Origin of the sequence: Marmoricola sp. OAE513 (assembly GCF_040546585.1) — a bacterium.
Taxonomy (GTDB): domain Bacteria; phylum Actinomycetota; class Actinomycetes; order Propionibacteriales; family Nocardioidaceae; genus Marmoricola.
Genome location: NZ_JBEPOC010000001.1, coordinates 2,668,925 through 2,689,024, shown reverse-complemented (window position 1 = coordinate 2,689,024; position 20,100 = coordinate 2,668,925). Strand labels below are relative to the sequence as shown.

General features: G+C 68.8%; 18 protein-coding genes. 2 read left to right on the top strand and 16 right to left on the bottom strand.

Annotated features, from left to right (window positions below):
- Positions 1-13: 13 nt before the first annotated feature.
- The 7 genes from ABIE44_RS13535 to ABIE44_RS13505 all read right to left on the bottom strand — a co-directional run bounded on the left by ABIE44_RS13535 (position 14) and on the right by ABIE44_RS13505 (position 7,139).
- Positions 14-355 carry a hypothetical protein gene (locus ABIE44_RS13535; protein WP_209716727.1) on the bottom strand — a complete coding sequence of 114 codons (342 nt, stop codon included), beginning with the start codon at positions 353-355 and terminating at the stop codon, positions 14-16.
- A 71-nt stretch (positions 356-426) separates the two neighbouring features.
- Complete coding sequence (locus ABIE44_RS13530; RefSeq protein ID WP_354438076.1) at positions 427-780, bottom strand: hypothetical protein; 354 nt, start codon at positions 778-780, stop codon at positions 427-429.
- A gap of 336 nt (positions 781-1,116) precedes the next feature.
- Positions 1,117-2,598, bottom strand: coding sequence for a tRNA (N6-isopentenyl adenosine(37)-C2)-methylthiotransferase MiaB (gene miaB / locus ABIE44_RS13525; RefSeq protein WP_209716733.1), 1,482 nt, complete (start codon positions 2,596-2,598; stop codon positions 1,117-1,119).
- A gap of 56 nt (positions 2,599-2,654) precedes the next feature.
- Positions 2,655-3,680 (bottom strand): hypothetical protein, encoded by a 1,026-nt coding sequence (locus ABIE44_RS13520; protein WP_209716737.1) that lies wholly within the window; start codon positions 3,678-3,680, stop codon positions 2,655-2,657.
- Positions 3,681-3,937: 257 nt separating this feature from the next.
- Positions 3,938-4,105: a hypothetical protein gene (locus ABIE44_RS13515; RefSeq protein WP_209716739.1), complete on the bottom strand. Its 168-nt coding sequence runs from the start codon at positions 4,103-4,105 to the stop codon at positions 3,938-3,940.
- Positions 4,106-4,211: 106 nt separating this feature from the next.
- Positions 4,212-5,618 (bottom strand): hypothetical protein, encoded by a 1,407-nt coding sequence (locus ABIE44_RS13510; protein WP_209716742.1) that lies wholly within the window; start codon positions 5,616-5,618, stop codon positions 4,212-4,214.
- A gap of 84 nt (positions 5,619-5,702) precedes the next feature.
- Entirely contained in the window at positions 5,703-7,139 is a 1,437-nt protein-coding gene (locus ABIE44_RS13505; RefSeq protein ID WP_209716745.1) for a hypothetical protein, read from the bottom strand.
- A 173-nt stretch (positions 7,140-7,312) separates the two neighbouring features.
- Between ABIE44_RS13505 and ABIE44_RS13500 the strand changes: the two genes are divergently transcribed.
- Positions 7,313-10,147 carry an amidase family protein gene (locus tag ABIE44_RS13500; RefSeq protein ID WP_209716748.1) on the top strand — a complete coding sequence of 945 codons (2,835 nt, stop codon included), beginning with the start codon at positions 7,313-7,315 and terminating at the stop codon, positions 10,145-10,147.
- 54 nt (positions 10,148-10,201) lie between these two features.
- On the opposite strand, the gene ABIE44_RS13495 is transcribed toward ABIE44_RS13500, so the two are convergent.
- The 3 genes from ABIE44_RS13495 to ABIE44_RS13485 all read right to left on the bottom strand — a co-directional run bounded on the left by ABIE44_RS13495 (position 10,202) and on the right by ABIE44_RS13485 (position 14,617).
- On the bottom strand, positions 10,202-13,201 hold the full coding sequence (locus ABIE44_RS13495; RefSeq protein WP_209716751.1) for an MMPL/RND family transporter: 3,000 nt from the start codon (positions 13,199-13,201) through the stop codon (positions 10,202-10,204).
- A 210-nt stretch (positions 13,202-13,411) separates the two neighbouring features.
- Positions 13,412-13,900: a hotdog fold domain-containing protein gene (locus tag ABIE44_RS13490; protein WP_209716754.1), complete on the bottom strand. Its 489-nt coding sequence runs from the start codon at positions 13,898-13,900 to the stop codon at positions 13,412-13,414.
- Positions 13,901-13,909: 9 nt separating this feature from the next.
- Positions 13,910-14,617 carry a GNAT family N-acetyltransferase gene (locus tag ABIE44_RS13485; RefSeq protein ID WP_209716756.1) on the bottom strand — a complete coding sequence of 236 codons (708 nt, stop codon included), beginning with the start codon at positions 14,615-14,617 and terminating at the stop codon, positions 13,910-13,912.
- 34 nt (positions 14,618-14,651) lie between these two features.
- Between ABIE44_RS13485 and ABIE44_RS13480 the strand changes: the two genes are divergently transcribed.
- Positions 14,652-15,146, top strand: a complete 495-nt coding sequence (locus tag ABIE44_RS13480) for a nuclear transport factor 2 family protein (protein ID WP_209716759.1) — start codon at positions 14,652-14,654, stop codon at positions 15,144-15,146.
- A 3-nt stretch (positions 15,147-15,149) separates the two neighbouring features.
- On the opposite strand, the gene ABIE44_RS13475 is transcribed toward ABIE44_RS13480, so the two are convergent.
- The 6 genes from ABIE44_RS13475 to ABIE44_RS13450 form a co-directional block, all read right to left on the bottom strand.
- A complete protein-coding gene (locus ABIE44_RS13475; RefSeq protein ID WP_209716762.1) occupies positions 15,150-15,851 on the bottom strand; it encodes a hypothetical protein in 702 nt (233 codons plus the stop codon).
- Between the two features lie 177 nt (positions 15,852-16,028).
- Positions 16,029-16,679 carry a regulatory protein RecX gene (locus ABIE44_RS13470; RefSeq protein ID WP_354438075.1) on the bottom strand — a complete coding sequence of 217 codons (651 nt, stop codon included), beginning with the start codon at positions 16,677-16,679 and terminating at the stop codon, positions 16,029-16,031.
- A gap of 35 nt (positions 16,680-16,714) precedes the next feature.
- Positions 16,715-17,797 carry a recombinase RecA gene (recA, locus tag ABIE44_RS13465; RefSeq protein ID WP_354438394.1) on the bottom strand — a complete coding sequence of 361 codons (1,083 nt, stop codon included), beginning with the start codon at positions 17,795-17,797 and terminating at the stop codon, positions 16,715-16,717.
- A 289-nt stretch (positions 17,798-18,086) separates the two neighbouring features.
- A complete protein-coding gene (locus ABIE44_RS13460) occupies positions 18,087-19,361 on the bottom strand; it encodes an MFS transporter (RefSeq protein WP_209716781.1) in 1,275 nt (424 codons plus the stop codon).
- Positions 19,361-19,555: a DUF3046 domain-containing protein gene (locus tag ABIE44_RS13455; protein ID WP_209716784.1), complete on the bottom strand. Its 195-nt coding sequence runs from the start codon at positions 19,553-19,555 to the stop codon at positions 19,361-19,363. Before ABIE44_RS13455 ends, ABIE44_RS13460 begins: the two co-directional genes overlap by 1 nt.
- Positions 19,552-20,070, bottom strand: coding sequence for a DinB family protein (locus ABIE44_RS13450; RefSeq protein ID WP_354438074.1), 519 nt, complete (start codon positions 20,068-20,070; stop codon positions 19,552-19,554). The genes ABIE44_RS13455 and ABIE44_RS13450 overlap by 4 nt, the downstream gene beginning before the upstream one ends.
- Between the last annotated feature and the right edge of the window lie 30 nt (positions 20,071-20,100).

Below are 20,100 nucleotides of genomic sequence, written 5' to 3'. Positions count from 1 at the left end.
GGAACGACCCGGGTCAGACCGGAGCAGGCATCTCCAACGGAGCGACCTGCACGACGACCTCGGTCTCGTGCTCGAGGTTGCGGTCGTGCAGGTAGCGCCCGACGAGCTCACGCAGCCAGAGCGGCAGGCCGGAAGGCAAAGGCTGGCTCACGGCGACGTGGACCCGAACGGCTCGTACGCCCTCCCGGGTCGCCGTGACGACGCCGTACACCGGCAGTCGGTGGACGTAGACCATGCACCCGTCGCTGTCGCGGGAGTCAGGCAGGCCCTCGACGAAGGCCGCCAACGACTGGCCGAGCTCGGCGTCGACGTCGATGGGCAGGTCATCAGGCAGGTACAGGTCGACAAGGATCACGGCGGGCCCCCTCACGAGCGGATGAGTCTCCCCTAGGACCGCCTCCGGGCTGATCCATTACGCGTCGGCGTTCACGACGAGGGTGCGATGCGGCTGCCGAGGTAGAGCCGCGCGGTGTCGTCGGTGGTCCGCGGGGAGAACAGCCGGTCGGTCGTGTACACGATGTCGTCGTCCACGTGCACCGAGGCGAAGGTCTCCAGGAACGAGAACCGGACCCAGGGGCGTGCTCCCGGCTCGGCCTTCGGCAGGCACCCGGACCCGAACCTGATGGTGATCTGCCTGCCCTCGTCGCGCGGCAGGTTGATCCGGGCCTTGCAGCCCGGGACCTCCCCCACGATGTCGAACGGGTAGGCGCCCGCGCCGTCGCCGGACTCGTGGGTGAAGTTGCCGTCGAGCACCACCCCCGCACTGCGACCGATCTGCATCCCGGACGCCCCAGCGCGCGTCGGAACCGAGATCGATCGGCTCGGCGTACGTCAGCACCAGGTGGAGCTCCTCACCCACGCCCCGGGCGTCGACCTTGACCAGGTCGACGTTGTCGGCCGGCTCCACCTCGTCGCTGCTCACCATGACGTCGTCGGTCTGGTCGGGGATCTCCAGGCTCGGGTCCCAGCGGTCGGCGGTCGGCGCGACCTTCGACTCCCCGCACCCGGCGAGGACGATCAGGAACGTCAGGACGAGAAGTGCACGCAGCGGGTTCATGCCCCCAAGGACCCCGGAGCCGGGCCGCCCTTACGGACGAGCCGAGAAACTGCTGCGCGTCAGCGACAGGCGGGAGCGTCCGGCAGCGGCGCCGGTACGCCGATCCCCGGCAGACCCAGCGAGACCCCGGTCGGTTGCGGCGCCGCCTTGTTCTCCCAGACGTCGCCGGCACGGGTGCGTCGTACGGAGAGGACCGGACCGTCCGCGATCAGGTACGTCGGCGACCCGTAGGTGACCTTGATCTCGACCATGTCGCCAGGGCGGATGCTCAGCGGCGAGCCGTCCTCGGCGGTCGGCGTGAAGTGCACCAGCCGGTTGTCAGGAGCCCTGCCAGAGAGCCGCAGCGTCTCGGCGTCCTTGCGACCCTCGCCCTCGGACACCATCAGCTCGACGACCTTGCCGACCTGCTGCTGGTTCTCCTCCAGGGAGATCTGCTGGACGAGCGCGACGAGCCGGTTGTAGCGCTCGGTGACGACCTTCGGGTCGACCTGGTCGGGCAGGTCCGCGGCCGGCGTACCGGGCCGCTTGGAGTACTGGAAGGTGAAGGCGTTCGCGAAGCGGGCCTTGGCGACGACGTCCAAGGTGCCCTGGAAGTCCTCCTCGGTCTCGCCGGGGAACCCGACGATGATGTCGGTGCTGATCGCGGCGTCCGGCATCGCGGTGCGGACACGGTCGATGATCCCGAGGAAGCGCTCGGCTCGGTAGGACCGACGCATGTCACGCAGCACCTTGTCCGAGCCGGACTGCAACGGCATGTGCAGCTGGTGCATGACGTTGGGGGTCTCGGCCATCGCGTCGATCACGTCGTCGGTGAAGGAGGACGGGTGCGGCGAGGTGAACCGGACGCGCTCGAGGCCCTCGATCTGGCCGCAGGCGCGCAGCAGCTTGCCGAAGGCCAGGCGGTCGCCGAACTCGACGCCGTACGTGTTCACGTTCTGGCCGAGCAGGGTGACCTCGCTGACGCCCTCGGCGACCAGTGCCTCGATCTCGGCGAGGATCTCGCCGGGACGCCGGTCCTTCTCCTTGCCGCGCAGTGCCGGGACGATGCAGAAGGTGCAGGTGTTGTTGCAGCCGACGCTGACCGAGACCCACGCGGCGTACGCCGACTCGCGCTTGGTGGGCAGGGTAGAGGGAAACACGTCGAGGGACTCCAGGATCTCGACCTGGGCCTCTTCCGCGATCCGGGCACGTTCGAGCAGCACCGGCAGCGAGCCGATGTTGTGCGTGCCGAAGACCACGTCGACCCACGGGGCCTTCGAGGTGATCGTCGAGCGGTCCTTCTGCGCCAGGCAGCCGCCGACCGCGATCTGCATCCCCGGGTTCTTGGCCTTGATCGGCGCGAGGTGGCCGAGGTTTCCGTAGAGCTTGTTGTCGGCGTTCTCGCGCACCGCACAGGTGTTGAACACCACCACGTCAGCCTGGGTGTCCTCGGGCGCGGCGACGTAACCGGCGTCCTCGAGCAGGCCGGAGAGGCGCTCGGAGTCGTGGACGTTCATCTGGCACCCGTAGGTGCGGACTTGGTAGGTACGAGGCTCAGACATGGCGGGTCAAGCCTACGGCGCAGTCAGAGTCGTTGTGACCCCGAACCCCGCACGGACTACTTGCTGTACCGCTTCGCGTAGGACCAGTTGTTCTCGAAGATTACGTAGAGCGATGCCGACTTGTCGCAGGTTCGGTAGTACCGGCTCTCGATGATCTGGCCCTCGCCGTCGTCGGTGTAGCTGTTGCGCACGCCGGCTCCGTGCAGGATGCGCGCCACGTCGGACTTGTGAGTGCCGTACACAGACGGCTGATCGAAGTCGACCGCGACCTTCTTGAAGTCCGAGTACGTGGCGCAGGTGCGTCCCTTGAGAACAGTGAGCTTCTGCGAGCGCTTTGCGGTCTGCGTCTTGCCGTAGGTGAGCACAGGCACCGAGTTGCTGATCGACTTCTCGACCGTCATCCCAGCCTGGAGGTAGCCCGTGTAGCCGACGAAGTCCTCGGCCTTGTTCGTGTCAGGGGACTCATTGAAGAAGAGATCCATGCCTTCAACTATGAACTGGTAGTAGACCTCGCCCTCGCCGAAATCAATCGTCTCCACGTAGGCGGTTGTCTCGGCGTTGCCGAAGAACCGGTCGATGTTCCGATCGTCGACCGCCCAGCGGACCGCGCACGACAACTTCGCCGTACGAGGATTGGCACTCTCGGGGTCCACGGAAACGACCTTGCAGTCGCCCGGGGTGTAGAAACCGCCTGTCGGGTAACCCTCGTAGTAGCCGGCGAGGTAACGACCCCGCGCGAGCGTCAGGTTCTTGTTGGTCAACGTCGAGTTCCGGTACTTCAGGGTGGTCGTGACGCTGTACTTGCCGGGCTTGAGGCTGGCACTGGTCGCGTTCTTCTTGACGACCGTTCGCCCCTTCTTCACCGTCAGGCGTGCGCTCGACACAGCAACGCCCTTCCCGGACTTGTAACTCGGCTTCACCTTCGCCTTGCCCGTGTAGCCGGCACGCACTGTCGGGATCTTCTTGATCGTCACGGAGCTCGCGGCCTGAGCCGACTGCTGAGGCGCACCGACCAGCAACCCGCCCACCAGGGTGCTCGCGACGGCAAGAGCAAACAGGCGGAACTTTGCGGACGGCTTCATCGGTGTCTCCACTCCTGGATCGACGCGCAGAAAGGGAACGGCGCGGTGGAGAACCTAGATCACACCTCCGTCAGATCGCCTCTTGTCAGCGCGTCTGTCTAGACGATCCAAGTGTCACCCGTCGTTCAGACGTGATCGCCCGTGCGTTCACCACGGCGACCCACCATGGCCGGGACGTAGTTGAACCGGGACGAACGCTCCAGCGAGCGCCCCAACCCCGACGGGCCTGATGCGGATCGCATCGGGCCCGTCGCTCGTCACTGGCCCATGTGTCGCAGGAGGAAGAGCGCCCAGCGCGGATCCTCCTGCTCGGCCCGGCTGTGCGTCGGGCTGGGGGTCGGGCTCTCCTCCGAGTGGTCGAGGTGGTGCCCGGTTGCTTCGTCCTCGACGAGTACCGGGACGCTGAGGGGGTTCTGCGTCTTCATGGGGTCTCCTTCGCGGTGCGCTTGCACCTCACCCCTGCCCCGCCCGTCCATCGACAAACGGGACTGATCAGTACCTGATACGACTTCCGGCAGGAGACACCGGTCGTCAGCGCCGGTGCGCGGTGGGCACGACCACGATGTAGGGGCCGCTCATCACCGCGCGCACCCCGCGGTCCGCGAGCCGCATGACCCGCGCGTTGGCCGCCGGCGCGCAGCCCGGCGGGTGGCAGTTGACCATCACGGTGCCGTCGTCGTCGAGCGCCTTCTGGCTCAGATACTGCGCCTCGCGGGTGAAGACGGGGTTCGCCCAGTCCTCCGTCGTCCCGACGATCAGGATGCGAGCGCCGGGGTGCGCCTCTACCAGGACGTCGACGCGGTCCAGGATCTTCTCGTAGCGCGCACGCCGGTCCTGGTAGTCGTCGAGCACGCCGAGGTCGTACCGCACGCCCCAGCTCGCCACCAGCACCAGACCGACCACTGCCGTCGCCCGCTGCCAGCGCGGGAGGCCAAGCTCCTGGGCCAACCAGACCAGCGCGATCACCGGGAGAAGCCAGGCCCACCCCATCGAGCGGAACGGCGTGCTGACCCCGGTCAGCACCGTCGCGGACGACTGCACCCCGAAGCCGACGACTCCGAGCAGGACCAGCCGGATACCGCGGTCGCGGACCTCCGGGCGCAGCAGGCAGGCCAGCACGGCCAGGGCGCCGATCGCGAACGGGATGGTGGCCGTACCGAGGAGGGTGCGCACCTGGTCACCGACCCGGCTGATGTTCTCCGCCAGGTCGCCGAAGTCGTGGAGGTGGTTGGGGTTGCGCCACGGACGAACCTCGACCCCGAACGTGCCCAGCTGCCAGCCGTTGAGGCTGAAGACGATGCCGGTCGCGACGGCGTACGCGATGCCGAAGGCGACCACGAGCAGCGCGAGCTCGCGCAGGGGTCGGTCGATCAGCTCGCCGACCAGCACCACCAGCACGATCACGGTCAGGGCCGGGTAGGCGAGGAACACCAGGACCGTCGAGGCGAACACCCACCCGATCAGCCGGCGTCGGTCCTCGGTGCAGAACGGGAGCGTTGCGACGGCGGCGGCCAGCAGCAGCACCGACGGCGCCATCGTGGCCGGCCAGTAGGAGAGGTCGGTGATCATCGGCCAGGAGAACAGGGCCACCACGGTCGGGACGAACAGCCAACCGGGCGCCCACCGGCGCGCGATCAGCACGGCGAGCAGGAGCAGCACCGCGGAGAAGAAGAGGGCAGCCACGGTCGGCGTGAGCAGGTGTCCCACGGTCCGCCACCAGGCGTAGTTGAACCAGCGTCCCTCGGCGAGCAGACGGGAGTGGTGCTGGTCGATCCGCTCCGGGTTGACCGGCAGCAGGAACTCCCAGTCGTCGTGCTCCAGGAACGGGTGCGCGACCTGGCGCCACGCCCCGGTGACGAGCACGGCCAATGTCACGCCGACAGCCAGCGGCCCGAGATCCCCCGGCAGGCGGAGACGCGCGCGCTGGTCCGTGGTCATCGCAGCATGCTACGTGGCGGGTGGCGCGGTAGAGGGGCCGCCACGACGGAGTCGCCCCACCCCAGAACTGCCTGCGGCGCACTCCTAGACATCGTGCCCGGAGGGGGTGAAATGCGGCGGAGCGACGAGGATCTGTCCGTCGACGACGCGGACGCTCCCCTTCCGCTCGGCCCGCGCCGCCGCAGAGTCGAAGAACCGGCAGGTCTCCGGCGAGCAGTTGACCGCACGGATCCGGTGGTCGTGATACATCTTCGCGCCGAGGTACTGCGCTTCCTTCGAAGTCCGGCCAGTCTCGACCTGGCTGCGGGTGCGGAAGAGGATCACCGGGGCATCCGGGTTCTCGCGTAGCGCGTCCACGACCTCGTCCTCCACCGAGGAGAGCACGTCCTGGCGGTTCTGGTTGTAGTCGACGCCCTCGCGCACGTACCGGACCCCCCAACCCGCCACGAGCACGAGAGCCACCGTCGCTCCGATCGCCGTCAGGCGCGGCGACGGCACCGGGCGGGTCTGCGCCAGCCAGACGAACGGCAGCAGGATGAGCAACCACACCCAGCCCATCGACCGGAACGGGATCGTCGCGCCGGTCAGGATCGTGGCCGAGGAATGTATGCCGAAGCAGAGCACGGCCAGCGCGAGCACGCGGAGCGCACGTTCGCGCAGCGCGGGCACCGCCAGGCACACGCCGTACGCCGCGACCCCGAGGAGCAGCGGAGCCGTGGCGTACCCGAGCAGGTCGCCGAGCTGGTCGAGGGAGCGGCGGACGTTCTCGCCGAGGTCGCCGAGGCTCCGCAGCTTGTTCGGGTTGCGGAACGGCAGCACCTCGAGGCCGAAGACGCCGAACTGTGCCTTGTTCAGCGAGAAGACCAGCAGGGTGCTCAAGCCGTACGACGCGAGGAACACGACGACCACCCGCACGAGCTCGCGCACCGGCCGGTCCAGCAGCTCGACGCAGAGGACGACCAGGACGAGCAGCGCGTTCGCCGGGTAGGTGAGGAACATCAGGAGCGTCGAGGCCGCGATCCAGAGCACCAGGAGCCGCGGATCCGCTGCGCACCGGCGCAGGGTGCACACCGAGACCGCGAGTAGCAGCATCGTCAGGTCGAGGGTCGCCGGCCAGTAGGAGAGGTCCGTGACCATCGGACTCGCGGCCACCGCGACGACCACCGGGAGGCGCAGCCAGCCGGTCGCCCAGGTCCAGGCGATCCGCACCGCGAAGACCAGCAGCGAGAGCTGGAACAGGAGCACGGCGCCCACGGGCGAGAACAGGTGCCCCGGCCCGCGCCACCAGTAGTAGTTGAGCCAGCGCCCTTCCCACAGGACCCGCCGCAGCTGCGACTCCTCGCGCACCGGTTCAACCGGATTCAGGTAGTCCCAGTCGTCGTGGGAGAGGAACGGGTGCGCGACCTGGAGGTAGACCCTCGTCGCAAGAACGACGAGGACGAGACCGAGGGCGACCGGGAGCCAGGCGGATCGGTCGGGTCGCTCGGACTGCGTCGCAGCCTGGGCGTCTCCGGAAGTCACCGCAGCAGGCTACGTGCCGCGCCCCTGTCTCATTCGCTGCAACACAGTGTTCACGGGTCTCGTCGCCGCGAGAAACGGTTCTGACCCGTCCGCGAAACAGCGAGCGCGTTTGCTACTGCCCTCTCGGTCTCCCACGCCCACCCCTTGTCTGCTCACCTGGAGGACCCACCGTGATGCTGTCACGCAGAACCGTTGCCAAGACCGCCTCGATCGCCCTGGCAACCAGCCTGTCGATCGCCGCCCTCGCCGTCGGCGCCAGCAAGGCCGAGGCCGACCCGCCGGCCGCGCCGGCCACCTCGGCCGGCTTCCTCGCGCCGTACTACACGAAGGGCGACATCACCGGCGACGGCCAGCTGACCCGCGCGGACCTCGACGCGCTCGGTGCCGCGCTCGGCACCGTCAGCACCGACGCCGGCTGGAGCGCCGTGTCCGCCGCGGACTACGACGGTGACCTCAGCATCACCGCGACTGACGTCGCCGACCTGAGCCGACGCCTGCTGTACGACGACGGCCCGTTCCAGCTGCTGGAGTCCGACGCCGTGGAGATGCAGAAGGCGATGAATGCCGGTGTCGTCACCAGCGTCCAGCTGACCCAGGCCTACCTGGACCGGATCGCGGCGTACGACAAGCTCACCGACGACACCCACAGTCGTGCGCTGAACTCGATCATCACCGCCAGCAGCGTCGCGCTCGAGGCCGCCGCCGCCAGCGACGCCGCCCGTGCCGCGAACGGCGGCCCGCGCAGCATGGTCGACGGCATCCCGATCCTGCTCAAGGACAACTACGACACCAAGGACATGCCCACCACGGCCGGTTGCGGCTGCTGGGACGCCAACCAGACCTCCGACGACGCGTTCATGGTCAACGGGCTCAGGTCCGACGGCGCGATCATCCTGGGCAAGGCGACGCTCGACGAGTTCGCGTTCGGCTTCGTGTCCGAGTACTCCAGCTACCTCCCGTCCGGCACCTCCAAGCTGGTCGCGAGCCCGTACCGACTCGCCAGCACGGCCGGCGGGTCCAGCGGCGGCACCGGAGCCTCGATCGCGGCCAACCTCGGCGCCATCGGTTTCGGCACCGACACCGGCGGCTCTATCCGGGTCCCGTCGTCGTACAACCAGCTCGTCGGCATCCGGCCGACAGTCGGCCTGGCCAGTCGCGACGGCATCGTCCCGCTCGCGCTGTCGCAGGACACCGGCGGCCCGATCGCACGGTCGGTCACCGACGCGGCGATCGCGCTCGACTCGGTCACCGGCGTCGACCCCAACGACCCGGTCACCTCCGGGCAGTCGGGCAAGGTGCCGACGTCCTACACGTCCTACCTGGACCCGAAGGCCCTGACGGGCAAGAAGTTCGGCTACGTCGCCTCGATGGTGCCGACCAGCGGCGTGCCGAAGCGGCTCTTCGACCAGGCCGTCGCCAAGCTCACCGAGCTCGGAGCGACCGTCAGTCCGATCACGATCCCGAACATCTCCGCCACGCTCAACGAGGGCAGCGGCAGCACGAGCGAGATGAAGCACGACCTCGACATCTACATCGCCAACCACCTCAACCCGGGGGTCACGGCGAACACGATGCAGGGGATCATCGACTCCGGCAGGTACGTGCCGTCGCGGCTCTCGACGTTCAACCAGCGCAAGGTGATCACGCCCACGCAGTACGCGAGCTGGATGGCCTCGCACACCAACGTGATCAACACCAGCCGCGCGACCGTCACCGCGGCGATGGACGAGGGGGCCTACGACGCGTTGATCTACCCGAGCGCCGGGGTCTACACGACCATCGGCACCAACCTCCGGCTCAGCCCGAACACCGGCCTGCCGGCGGTGTCGATCCCGATGGGCCAGACCATCGCGGCCGACAACTCCGCCCTGGGTACCGGACTGGGCGTGAACCTGGAGTTCCTGGGTCGCGCGTACGACGAGGGCAAGCTCATCGGCCTGACCTACGCCTACGAGCAGGCCACCAAGTGGCGCACCGCACCGTCGCTCTACCCGGCTCTCGCGCCCGCGGCTCCGCCGGTCAGCCCGACGGTCGCGGCAGCCCCCGCCAGCGTCGAGCCGTACACGGTCACCGTCGACGACAACGACGTGAAGATCGGGGACACCGTCGAGATCACCGTGGCCACGACCGGCGCCACCGACCTGTACGCCTACGACCTCGACCTCGGCTTCGACGCCTCCAAGCTGAGCTACGTGGCCGGCAGTGCGACCACGGACATCAGCGGTGCGACGTACGTCGACGAGACCGGCAGCGGTGACCTGCACGTCGTGCACACCAAGCTCGGCACCTCGCCGGCGACCACCGGTCAGGCCACGCTGGTGAAGCTGAAGTTCAAGGCGAAGAAGGACGGCACCGCCACGGTGACGGCCGACGGGATCAGGAAGATCGCGACCGACCTGACCACCAGCACCGAGTCCACGCTTGGCTCGGTGGACGTGGCCGTCGCCCTGCTCGACCCGGCCGTGGCCACCACCGACCCGCTGATCGAGGGCAACTCGCTGCCGGGTGGCGTGATGACCGCGAAGGGCGGCACCTGGGACCTCGACGGTGTCACCCTCGGCTACCAGTGGCTGCTCGACGGCCTCCCGATCGCGAACGCCACGGGGACGTCGTACACGGTGAAGAAGGTGGACGTCGGGCACAAGCTGTCGGTCCGGGTGACGGCCTCGCTGGAGGACCACGCTGACGGGGTAGCAACCTCGAACAAGGTCGCGGTCACCAAGTTCGGCACGACCATCGCGGTCTTCCCGCTCAAGGGGAAGGTCAACAAGAAGCCGGGGATCGTGGTGGCGACCGGTGCGCTCTTCGGCCCGAAGGTCACCGGCGCGATCGACGTCTACTACGCCGGCGTGCTGATCAAGGACGAGCTCGTCCTCAACAAGGGAACCGCAGGTTTCCTCCTGCCGGCGAAGAGCGTCGCGGGCAGCTACCCGCTCAAGGTGGTCCTGCACCCCACGGGAGGGACGGCATCGGCCAGCAAGACCTTCACCTTCAAGGTCGTGCGCTAGTCACCTGAAAGCTCGGACGGCCCCACGCTCCCCACGGGCGTGGGGTCGTTCGTCCTAGTCGGTGGACGCGGGAACCTTCGAGGGCCACCACAGCTTCGGCCCGACGATCGCCGCGAACGCCGGCACCACCAGGGTGCGCACCACGAACGTGTCGATCAGCAGGCCGATGCCCGCGGTGAAGCCGAGCTGGACCAGCGTCGTCACCGAACCGCTCATCATCGCGAACAGCGATGCCGCGAAGATCACGCCGGCCGCGGTGATCACGCCACCGGTCAGCGCGACCGCACGGGCCACCCCCTCACGGGAGCCGTCCGGCGCCTCCTCGTGCACGCGTTTGATCAGCAGCAGGTTGTAGTCCGCCCCGACCGCGACCAGCAGGACGAAGGCGATGCAGGCCACCGTCCACTCGATCGGCGTGCCGCCGATGATCTGCCAGACCAGGATCGCCAGGCCCATCGTGGCGGCGTACGAGAGCACGACGGAGGCAAGCAGGAACGTGGCCGCGACGATGCTGCGGATCAGGAGCAGCAGGACCAGGTAGACCGCGATCAGGGCAGCGATCGCGACCAGCCGGAAGTCCGACTGCGAGAGCTCGGCGATGTCGGCGTTCGTGGAGGCCATGCCCGTGGCCGCGACCTTGCTGCCCTCCAGGCTCGTTCCGCTGAGGCTCTCGGTGACCGCGTCCGTGACGTCACCGGAACGGTCGGCGGCAGGGCGACCGAACGGGTCGGAGTCACCGAGCACGATCAGCCGGGCGACCTTGCCGTCCGGCGACAGGTAGGCACCGCTGGCGAGCGCGAACCGGGAGTCCTTCAGGGCGCTGGGCGGCAGGTAGAAGCCGCCGCTGGACGGCGGGGTCGACCTCGCCACGCCCTGGAGGTACGTCGCCGCGGCGTTCAGCCCGGCCTGGAGCTCGGTGACCGATCCGGCCAGCTTCTTGGTGCCGCCGGCGACCAGTCCGGTGCCGTCGGCGACCTGACCGGTTCCGTCGGCCAGCTTCCCGAGACCGTCGGACAGGGTGCGCTGGGCGTCGACGAGCTGGGCGGACCCGTTCTCGGCGGTGTCGAGGCCGTTGCGGATCTTCCGCAGCCCGGTCTCCAGGTCGACCGCGCCGTCGGCGAGCTGACGCGCGCCCTTCGCTGCAGCACGCAGGCCCGGGACGAGCTGGTCCCGCTCGGCGACCCAGATCTTCTTGATGCCGTCGCGGGCGCCGTTGCAGTAGGGGTCCAGCCCGCAGGTGAGGCTCTTGCCCAGTGCCTGGTGAGCCAGGCCGAGGCCGTCCACCGCGAGCTGGGTCTGACTGACAGCAGCCTCCAGTCCGTCGGCGAGCTGATCGGCTCCCTGCCGCAGCTGCGTGCTGCCGCCGGCCGCGGATCCGCTTCCGGCGGCGAGCTTCTCCAGGCCCGCGTGCAGCTTCTCGACACCCGTGAGCAGCCGCCCGGCTCCGTCCGCGGCGTCGCCGGCCCCGCGGGCCACCTGGGTGGCGCCCTCGTCGAGCTCACCGGCTCCGTCGACGAGCCGGTCGGTCTTCTTCTCGCCCGCCTTGAGCTGCTTGCCCGCGTCCTCGAGCTTGTCGCCGATGACGCCGGTCTGGTTGCGCAGCGAGGCCTGCTGGATCGTCGTACCGGTCGGGCGGGTGACCGCGCGCACCGAGGTGACACCGTCCACGCGGGCGGCTGCCGCCGAGGCCTGCTCGAGAGAGGCCAGATCGGTCGGGTTGCGCAGGTCGTGGTCGGCGGTGATCAAGACGAAGTCCGGCAGCGCCTCGTTCTTGGTGAAGTGCGCGTCCATGACCCGGTAGCCGAGGTTGCTCTCGGTGTCCTTCGGCTGCGGACTGCGTTCGTCGTAGCTCGGGGTGAACGCCGGGAAGAACGCCGCCAGGACGACGAGCGGGACGACGCCCGCGGCCAGGACGCGTGCTGGGTGGGCGACGACCTGCTTGCCGAGTCGTTCCCAGCCACGCGAGCTGCTCGGACGCTTCCGTGGTTCCAGAAGGCCGCGCTTGCCGAGGATGGCCAGCAGCGGCGGGGTGAGCGAGAGCGAGATGCCTAGCGCGAGCAGCACGCTGACCGCGATCGCCGGTCCCGTCGTACGGAACAGGCCCACGTGGGCCAGCCCCAGGCAGGCGTTGGCGAGGACGACGGTGAGCGCCGAGCCGATGATGACGGCCGAGACGCGGGAGGACGCCGTACGGGCGGCTTCCTCCGGCTCGAGGCCCTCGCGCCGCAGCTCGTGGTACCTGCTGATCAGGAAAATCGCGTAGTCGGTGGTCGCGCCGAGGACCACACCGGTCAGGAACGAGCCGGTGAAGGTCGAGACGTCGAAGACGTCGGCGTTGCCGAGCAGGGCGGTGATGCCGCGGGCGGCGCCGAGAGCGACGCCGATGATGCCGAGCACGAAGGCCGTGGTCGCGACCGAGCGGTAGATGAGGAACAGGATCAGCGCGATCCCGACCATCGTGACAGCGGTGATCTTGAGGATGCTGTTCTCGACCTCGACGACCATGTCGGTGACGGTCGCGGAGGCACCGGTGACCTTGATGTCCAGACCGTCGGGCTTGCCGGACTTGGCATCCTCGCGGATCGACTCGACCTGTCCTACCGACGTCGGGGCGCCGGTGTAGCCGGGCAGGCCGACCTGGAAGTACGTCGCCTCGCCGTCCTTGCTGGTCAACGCCTCGCGCAGCTGCGGCTCGCTGACGTCCTGGACGTAGGTGACGTTCTCGGTGTCCTTCTCCAGCCGCTCAGCCAGGCCCGTGACGAAGGTCGTGTCGGCGGCGGTCAGCCCGCCCTTGCGCTCGGCGACCACGACGATGAATGAACGGCTCTTGCCGTTGCCGAAGGTCGCGTCCATGTCCTTGACCGCGCGCAGCGACGGCGCGGTGTCGGGCACGAACGGGGTGCTGTCCTTCGCGACGACGACCTCGAGCTGGGGCACCAGCACGTTGACGGCGATCACGAACAGCAGCCAGCCGCCGATCATCCACGGCGCCTTGGCGATGGTGAACCTCGCGAGCCGGGCCAGCGGGGAGGACGTACCGGCTTCGGAGCTCATGGGGAGAGTGTCCCGGCGCGGGCCGGCCGAGCGCGTCCTACTGCGGTACGAATCGGGACGTGACGCGCGTCATGCAGGTCGGGCCTCGAGCTTCCCCGGTCATCGAGCTGCCCCGGTCATCGAGATTGCCGAGATGCAGTGAGGTCACTGCCGACGTCAGGACGTCTCGACAAGCTCGACGACCGGGGGCGGCCCGACGACCGTTGGCGGTCAGGCGTCCTTCGAAGGCTTCTCGGTCACCCAGAGCTTGATGACGCCCTCGATCACCACGACGCCGTCCGTGCGGTAGCCCTTGACCCGCACGTGCAGGTCGGGGTTGTCGCTGGTCCACTGCTCGGCATCGGTCTCCGCGACACAGGTGATGTCGGTGGTCGCCTTGGCGGTGTAGGAGATGTCCATCCCCTTGGGGATCCACCGCTTGTTCTTCGGGATGGTCGACTCGGCCAGCGCGCCCATCGCCGCCTCGAGGCCGTTGCACAGCGCGATCGCGTGCACCGTGCCGATGTGGTTCTGCACGGAACGACGCTTCGGGATCACCAGCTCGGCGTAATTCGGCTCGATCTTGGTGAACCGCGGGTGGATGCTCGCGAAGTACGGCGCCTTCTGCGCGAACGCGAGGGAGAACAGGCGCTCACCGACCAGCGGTCCGATGATTGGAAGCGTGGTGGTGGTTTTGTAGAGATCAGCAACGTTGGCCATGGCCAGATGTTACTCCTCGGTAACCTCCGCGGTCGAGAGGTTAAGACCCATGACCTGCGCCACATCGAGAGAGCACCCGATGACGGTGTCGACCTTGCCGTCGGACCCCGGCTCGTCGAACCAGAGCCCGCGGGTGAAGCCGAGCTTGTCGAGCAGCCTGAGGGAGGCCGCGTTGCGGTGGTCAGGCGCCGCGAAGAACTCGGTGACCCCCGCGTACGCCGGCCAGACGATGTCGCGCAGGAAGACCCAGATCAGGCTCGTGCCCAACCCCCGCCCCGCGAACGCCGGCTCACCGATCGCGTAGTCGATGCCGACCGCGTCAGGCTTCGAGGACAGCAGCGCGTACTCGGGGTGGTCGCTGATCCGGTAGTCCTGACCGAAGCCCACCGACCGCCCGTTCACCTCCCAGATCCACAGCCGGGTAGGATCCTCCCCCGCCAGCGCCGGCCCGTAGTAGGCGGCGACCTGGTCCGCCGAGCGGTTCTCGTCCCACCACTGGGCCACGTGCGGCTCGTTGGTCCATCGGGTCACGTCGGCGAGGTCGCCGGCCGTCATCGGCCGGACCGAGAGACGCTGGGACGGGTCGGTCCGGAAGACCAGCGGGTCGCCGGAGAGGTCCACCGCGAGAGCCGGCCCGGGCTCGGGCAGGTGCCGGTCGGCCAGGGCGGCCCAGGACTCCCCTGTTCGTGCCTGCGTACGAAGTACCTCGAAGTGCATTCCCACATTCTGCCGCGAGTGGTTTGATGGCGCGGTGAGCGAAAACGAGAACGTGTTGCAGTCCGGCTTCCAGCGCTACCTCGACAAGGTCGAGGAGATCTGCCAGACCCGGAACTGGTCAGAGTTCGCGGATATCTTCACCGAGGACGCCACCTACTGCGAGCACGTGTACGGCGACTTCAACGGTCGCGAGGAGATCCGCGCCTGGATCGTCAAGACCATGGTCGACGAGTTCCCCGGCAACGAGATGATCGGCTTCCCGCCGAAGTGGTACGTGTTCGACTACCCGACGAACCGGGTGATCCTCGACGTCCGCAACATCATGCGCGACCCGGGCGACGGTTCGGTGCACGAGGAATCGAACATCACGATCCTGACCTTCGACGACGAGGGCGGGTTGATCCGCGAAGAGGACATCTACAACCCCGCGAAGTTCGCCACGATGACGCGCGACTGGTGCCGGGTCGCCGATGCGCACGGGACCCTGAGCGAGGTCGGGCAGCGGATGCTCAAGGCGCTGGGCGGCTGACGCTCAGCTCTTCGAGATCCGGTTCGCCTCGGTCAACTTCGTGCCGAAGCTCAGCGCCGGCGTCTTGTCGCAGGCCTTCCCGTTCGGGTAGGTCGTCTTGAACTTGAAGGTCCGGCTCTGCTGGTAGATCGAGCGGCCGTCCCCAGCGAGTCCCTCGATCAGCAAGGTGGCCTTGGTCTCGGCGTTCCAAGAGCCCGGGAGTGCGGTCGGCCTGTTGCCGCTGCCCCCGAGCACGAAGGTGAAGTTGTCACCCTCCACGCCGACACCGGGCACCACCGGGAAGCCGTGGCGGTTTTTCAGGTCGTCAGCGGTCCAGGCCGTCCGCGACAACGTGCCCTGGCTCAGGGTCACCCGGAAGCTCTGCACGGACTTGCGGATCTTGCTGGTCGCGACGAAACCGATCAGGTTGACCTTGCCCACCTTGCCGCAGCCCGTGGAAGCCTTGGTCGCAGCCTTCGACGGCTTCGCCGATCCCGACGCAGGCCCCGAGGCCGGTGCCTTGGACGCGGTCGAGGCCGATGCCGGGCTTGTCACCGGCGGTATGGAGAGGTTCGGAACGGCCGGACCGTCACCGTTGCCGTTCGCGCCCTGCCCGTTCGCTACGCCCGGCTCGTCCTCGGGCGGGCGCTGCCCGGTGTAGCCGCCGCAGCCGGCGAGCAGCACCAGCGAAGCAGCGGCCGCAGCGACGAATCCCCGTTCCTTCACGTTCCCAGTGTCGGGCAACCGAGCCCGGCGCACCGGAGAACGTCGAGAAAGCCAAAGGGGACATCTGCGCCCGCTCGAAGTGGCTGGGCGGGACATCTGCGCCCGCTCGAAGTGGCTGGGCGGGACATCTGCGCCCGCTCGGCGGGGCTCGGCGGGACATCTGAGCCCGCTCGGCGATCAGAGGCCGGAGTGCTCCGGGTCGTTGAGGTCGGCGTCGAGCTCCTCGCGGACCACCCGGAAGGAGATCGAGCTCGAGTAACCCTTGCGGGCGAGCATGCCGACCAGACGCCTGATCGCGACCTGCTGGTCGAGTCCGCGCATCGACCGCAGCTTGCGCTGCACCAGCAGGCGCGCGGCTTCGACCTCGTCCTCGGTCTCGACGGTGTCCAGCGCTGCCCGCGCGACCTCGTCGTCGATACCCTTGCGGCGGAGCTCCTGGGCGAGGGCGCGGCGAGCGAGTCCTTTGCCCTCCTGCCGCTGGGTCACCCACTCTTGAGCGAACGCAGCGTCGTCGATCAGGCCGACCTCCTCGAACCTGTTCAGGAGCCGCTCGGCGATCTCCGCTGGGACGTTCTTCTGCCCCAGCTTCTTCGCCAGCTCAGCACGGCTTCGGGCGCGTCCGGTCAGCTGGTCGAGCAGGATCTTGCGGCCGACGGACTCGGGATCGGCCTCGGGGCCGAGGTCGCGGTCAGTGTCGTCGGCGATGGCCTCTGCGGTTTCGTCACCGCGTCTCGACGAGCTCGACGACCGGGAGTTGCTCGACGAGCGACGCTCGTGAGGAGTCCGCCGGGGCTCGTTCGACGACCGCGCCGGTGCGGCGTCGCCCACGAGGAGAGGCTCGTGGGCGACACCGAAGAGCTTGGCTACCTGCTCCGGATCAGAAATCGATGCCATCGGGGTCGATCACCTTCGGCGGTGCGGCGGCGTCGGGCCGGGGCGTCGAGGGTCGGACCGATGCCGAGCTTCTCGAGGATGCGCTTCTCGATCTCGTTGGCGAGGTCGGGGTTGTCCTTGAGGAAGCCGCGCGAGTTCTCCTTGCCCTGACCGAGCTGGTCACCCTCGTAGGTGTACCAGGCGCCGGCCTTGCGGACGATGCCCTGCTCGACACCCACGTCGATCAAGCCACCCTCGCGGGAGATGCCACGGCCGTACATGATGTCGAACTCGGCCTGCTTGAACGGCGGCGCGACCTTGTTCTTCACGACCTTGACCCGGGTCCGGTTGCCGACCATGTCGGTGCCGTCCTTGAGGGTCTCGATGCGACGGACGTCGAGGCGGACCGAGGAGTAGAACTTCAGCGCCTTGCCGCCGGTCGTGGTCTCCGGCGAGCCGAACATGACACCGATCTTCTCGCGGAGCTGGTTGATGAAGATCATCGTGGTGTTGGTGTTGTTCAGCGCACCGGTCATCTTGCGCAGCGCCTGGCTCATCAGTCGGGCCTGGAGGCCGACGTGGCTGTCGCCCATCTCGCCCTCGATCTCGGCCTTCGGCACCAGCGCGGCCACCGAGTCGATGACGATCAGGTCGAGCGCGCCGGAACGGATCAGCATGTCCGCGATCTCGAGCGCCTGCTCACCGCTGTCGGGCTGCGAGACCAGGAGCGCGTCGGTGTCGACACCGAGCGCCTTGGCGTAGTCGGGATCGAGCGCGTGCTCGGCGTCGATGAAGGCGACGATGCCGCCCGCGGCCTGCGCGTTGGCAACCGCGTGCAGGGCCACCGTCGTCTTACCGGAGGACTCCGGACCGTAGATCTCGACGACGCGACCGCGCGGCAGACCGCCGAGGCCGAGCGCGATGTCGAGGGAGATCGACCCGGTGGGGATCACCTCGAGGGGGGCGCGGACCTCGTCACCGAGACGCATCACCGAACCCTTGCCGTAGTTCTTCTCGATCGTGGCAAGGGCCATGTCGAGCGCCTTGTCCTTGTTGTCCCGCTCTTTGTCCATCGGGGTCTTGGTGCCAGCCATGTCCTTCGTCCTGTCTCGAGGTCCTGCGCGCCTGTCTTCGGCAGCTCGTGTCTGCCAGACGCTAGAGACGGCCCCCGACACTCGCTCCGCGCCCGGGAGGGCCGGTGGATAGTCGCCGGTTTGCACCGTCTGTGGAAGAGACGTTAGCCGAACAGGTGTTCGAACTGCCAGCAATCGCGTCCGCGTGTCGCGCGGAAAGACGCCGGGGAACGGGGCACCTGCATGAGGGGAGGGAGTAGGTGCCCCGTTCGGCCACCCGAGTACCCGCCTAGAGCGCTGGTGAAACGCGGACCAGCCTGGCCGACCAGAGCGCGGCGACCAGGCCGACCACGGCGAAGATCGACGCGAACGCCGCGAGCGTGGAGAACGAGAAGACCCCGACGATGACGCCGGAGGCGGCGCCACCGACAGCAGCGGCGAGGCTCATCACCAGGTCCGCGGTCCCTTGCACGACGGTGAGCGAGGCGATCGGAGCCTGCTGCGCGACGAGGGTCGAGGCGGCGACGGTGGCCATCGACCAGCCGAGGCCGAGCAGGAACAGGCCGACGAAGATCGCCTCCGAGCTGCCCTCGGGCGAGAGCGCGCAGAACAGCAGCGAGCCGAGTAGCACCGCTCCCCCGAGCGCGAGGACCACCGGTGCTCCGAACCGGTCGACCGCGCTGCCGAAGAGCGGCGCGAAGGCGAACATCCCCAGCACGTGCAGGCTGATCACGATCCCGATCACCTTGAGACCGGCGTGCCCGTGCCGCATGTGCAGCGGCGTCATCACCATCACCGAGATCATCACCGCGTGGGCTGCCGCCAGCCCGGTCATCGCCGCGACCAGGATCGGACGCTCCCGCAGGATCTCCCGGATCGGCTGGGCCGACGACGCGGTCGCCGTACCGTCCTGGACCGCGGCCGCGTGCAGCCGGCGGGCCGCGAGCAAGGGATCCGGCCGCAGCCGGACGAACAGCACCAGCGCGGCGATCAGCATGCCGAAGGCGCCGAGCGCGAACGGACCGGTGAGCTCGGGGATCCCCCAGGCGGCGGCCAGGTCCGCGGCGGGACCGGTCAGGTTCGGGCCCGCGACGGCACCGATGGTCGTCGACCAGACCACGATCGCGAGTGCACGTCCCTGTTCGGCTGCCGGCGCGAGGTCGGTGGCGGCGTAACGGGACGCGTAGTTGGCCGAGCTGGTGGCGCCCAGCAGGGTGGCACCGAGGAGCAGCAGCGGCATCGACTCCACGACGCCGGCGAGGACGGCGAGGGCTGATCCCGCCGCCCCGAGCAGGTAGCCGAGCACGAGCCCGATCCGGCGTCCGTGCGACGCCATCACCCGTGCCAGGAGCCAGGACGCCCCACCGGCGCCGAGCACCTGGGCGGTCTGCGCCGTACCGGCAAGGGTCTCGGAGTTCGCGAGGTCGCTGGCGAGCAGGGACGCGGTGGCGACACCGATGGTGATGCCGACGGCACCGAACGCCTGGGCCCCGACCAAGGTCTGAACCGTACGTCGCTGCAGCGCGGCGGTCGCGGTCGACGCACCGGCCACGGTCTCCCCCATCACCTTTCCTTCGCGGGCAGGTCGAGGGCAGCCCAGACCGCGCGCCAGACCTCCTTCGGCGGGACACCGGCGTCCAGCGCTTCCTGCGCGGTCCGACCGCCGAGGTCGGCCATGACGTAGAGGGTCGCCCAGGAGCGCGAGTACGCCGGCCCGAGGGCCGCGTCGAGGCGCTCCCAGAACTCGGTGTGCCTCACCGACCGATGTCGTGCAGGTGGTGGACGACGTCGTGCAGGTAGTACGCCCCGAGGGTGGCGACCGTGAAGCGCGAGCCGTTGCTGCGTCGGCCCGGACGGTCCCACTGGTCCTCCTGCACGCCCGCGAACACAGCGGCGATCTGGTCGGCGGCCTCGGCCATCTCACCCGCGACGACGGCCGGGTCCTGCTCGTCGTACCGGCTCTCGACCGCGGTCTCGTCCTGGTCCCAGTTCGCGAACTGCGGGTCGTCCTCCTCGAGCATCAACCGCACCCGCTCGCCGAACAGGCGGTGCACGTCGCGGACGTGGCAGCCGTACTCGAGCACGGACCAGACGTTCGACGCCGGTCGGACGGCGGCGTCCGGATCGGCGAGCGCGCCGTCCCACCCGCGCAGGTTCGCGGCGATCAGGTCAGGCAGGGCGCGCACGTCCACGACTGCCGGATCGAAGCCGCACTCGTCGCAGCGCTCTTCGAGGACCCAGGTCCAGTCCTTGGTGTCAGGTTCGATGGCCACCGGTGCAGTCTGCCCCATCACCGAGAAGGC

Bases quoted from the DNA above. Each gene is read 5' to 3' on its own strand.
- ABIE44_RS13495 (WP_209716751.1), bottom strand. From the start codon at position 13,201: ATGAGCTCCGAAGCCGGTACGTCCTCCCCGCTGGCCCGGCTCGCGAGG.
- ABIE44_RS13500 (WP_209716748.1), top strand. From the start codon at position 7,313: ATGCTGTCACGCAGAACCGTTGCCAAGACCGCCTCGATCGCCCTGGCA.
- ABIE44_RS13490 (WP_209716754.1), bottom strand. From the start codon at position 13,900: ATGGCCAACGTTGCTGATCTCTACAAAACCACCACCACGCTTCCAATC.
- ABIE44_RS13510 (WP_209716742.1), bottom strand. From the start codon at position 5,618: ATGACCACGGACCAGCGCGCGCGTCTCCGCCTGCCGGGGGATCTCGGG.
- recA (WP_354438394.1), bottom strand. From the start codon at position 17,797: ATGGACAAAGAGCGGGACAACAAGGACAAGGCGCTCGACATGGCCCTT.
- ABIE44_RS13530 (WP_354438076.1), bottom strand. From the start codon at position 780: ATGCAGATCGGTCGCAGTGCGGGGGTGGTGCTCGACGGCAACTTCACC.
- ABIE44_RS13515 (WP_209716739.1), bottom strand. From the start codon at position 4,105: ATGAAGACGCAGAACCCCCTCAGCGTCCCGGTACTCGTCGAGGACGAA.
- ABIE44_RS13485 (WP_209716756.1), bottom strand. From the start codon at position 14,617: ATGCACTTCGAGGTACTTCGTACGCAGGCACGAACAGGGGAGTCCTGG.
- ABIE44_RS13460 (WP_209716781.1), bottom strand. From the start codon at position 19,361: ATGGGGGAGACCGTGGCCGGTGCGTCGACCGCGACCGCCGCGCTGCAG.
- ABIE44_RS13520 (WP_209716737.1), bottom strand. From the start codon at position 3,680: ATGAAGCCGTCCGCAAAGTTCCGCCTGTTTGCTCTTGCCGTCGCGAGC.
- miaB (WP_209716733.1), bottom strand. From the start codon at position 2,598: ATGTCTGAGCCTCGTACCTACCAAGTCCGCACCTACGGGTGCCAGATG.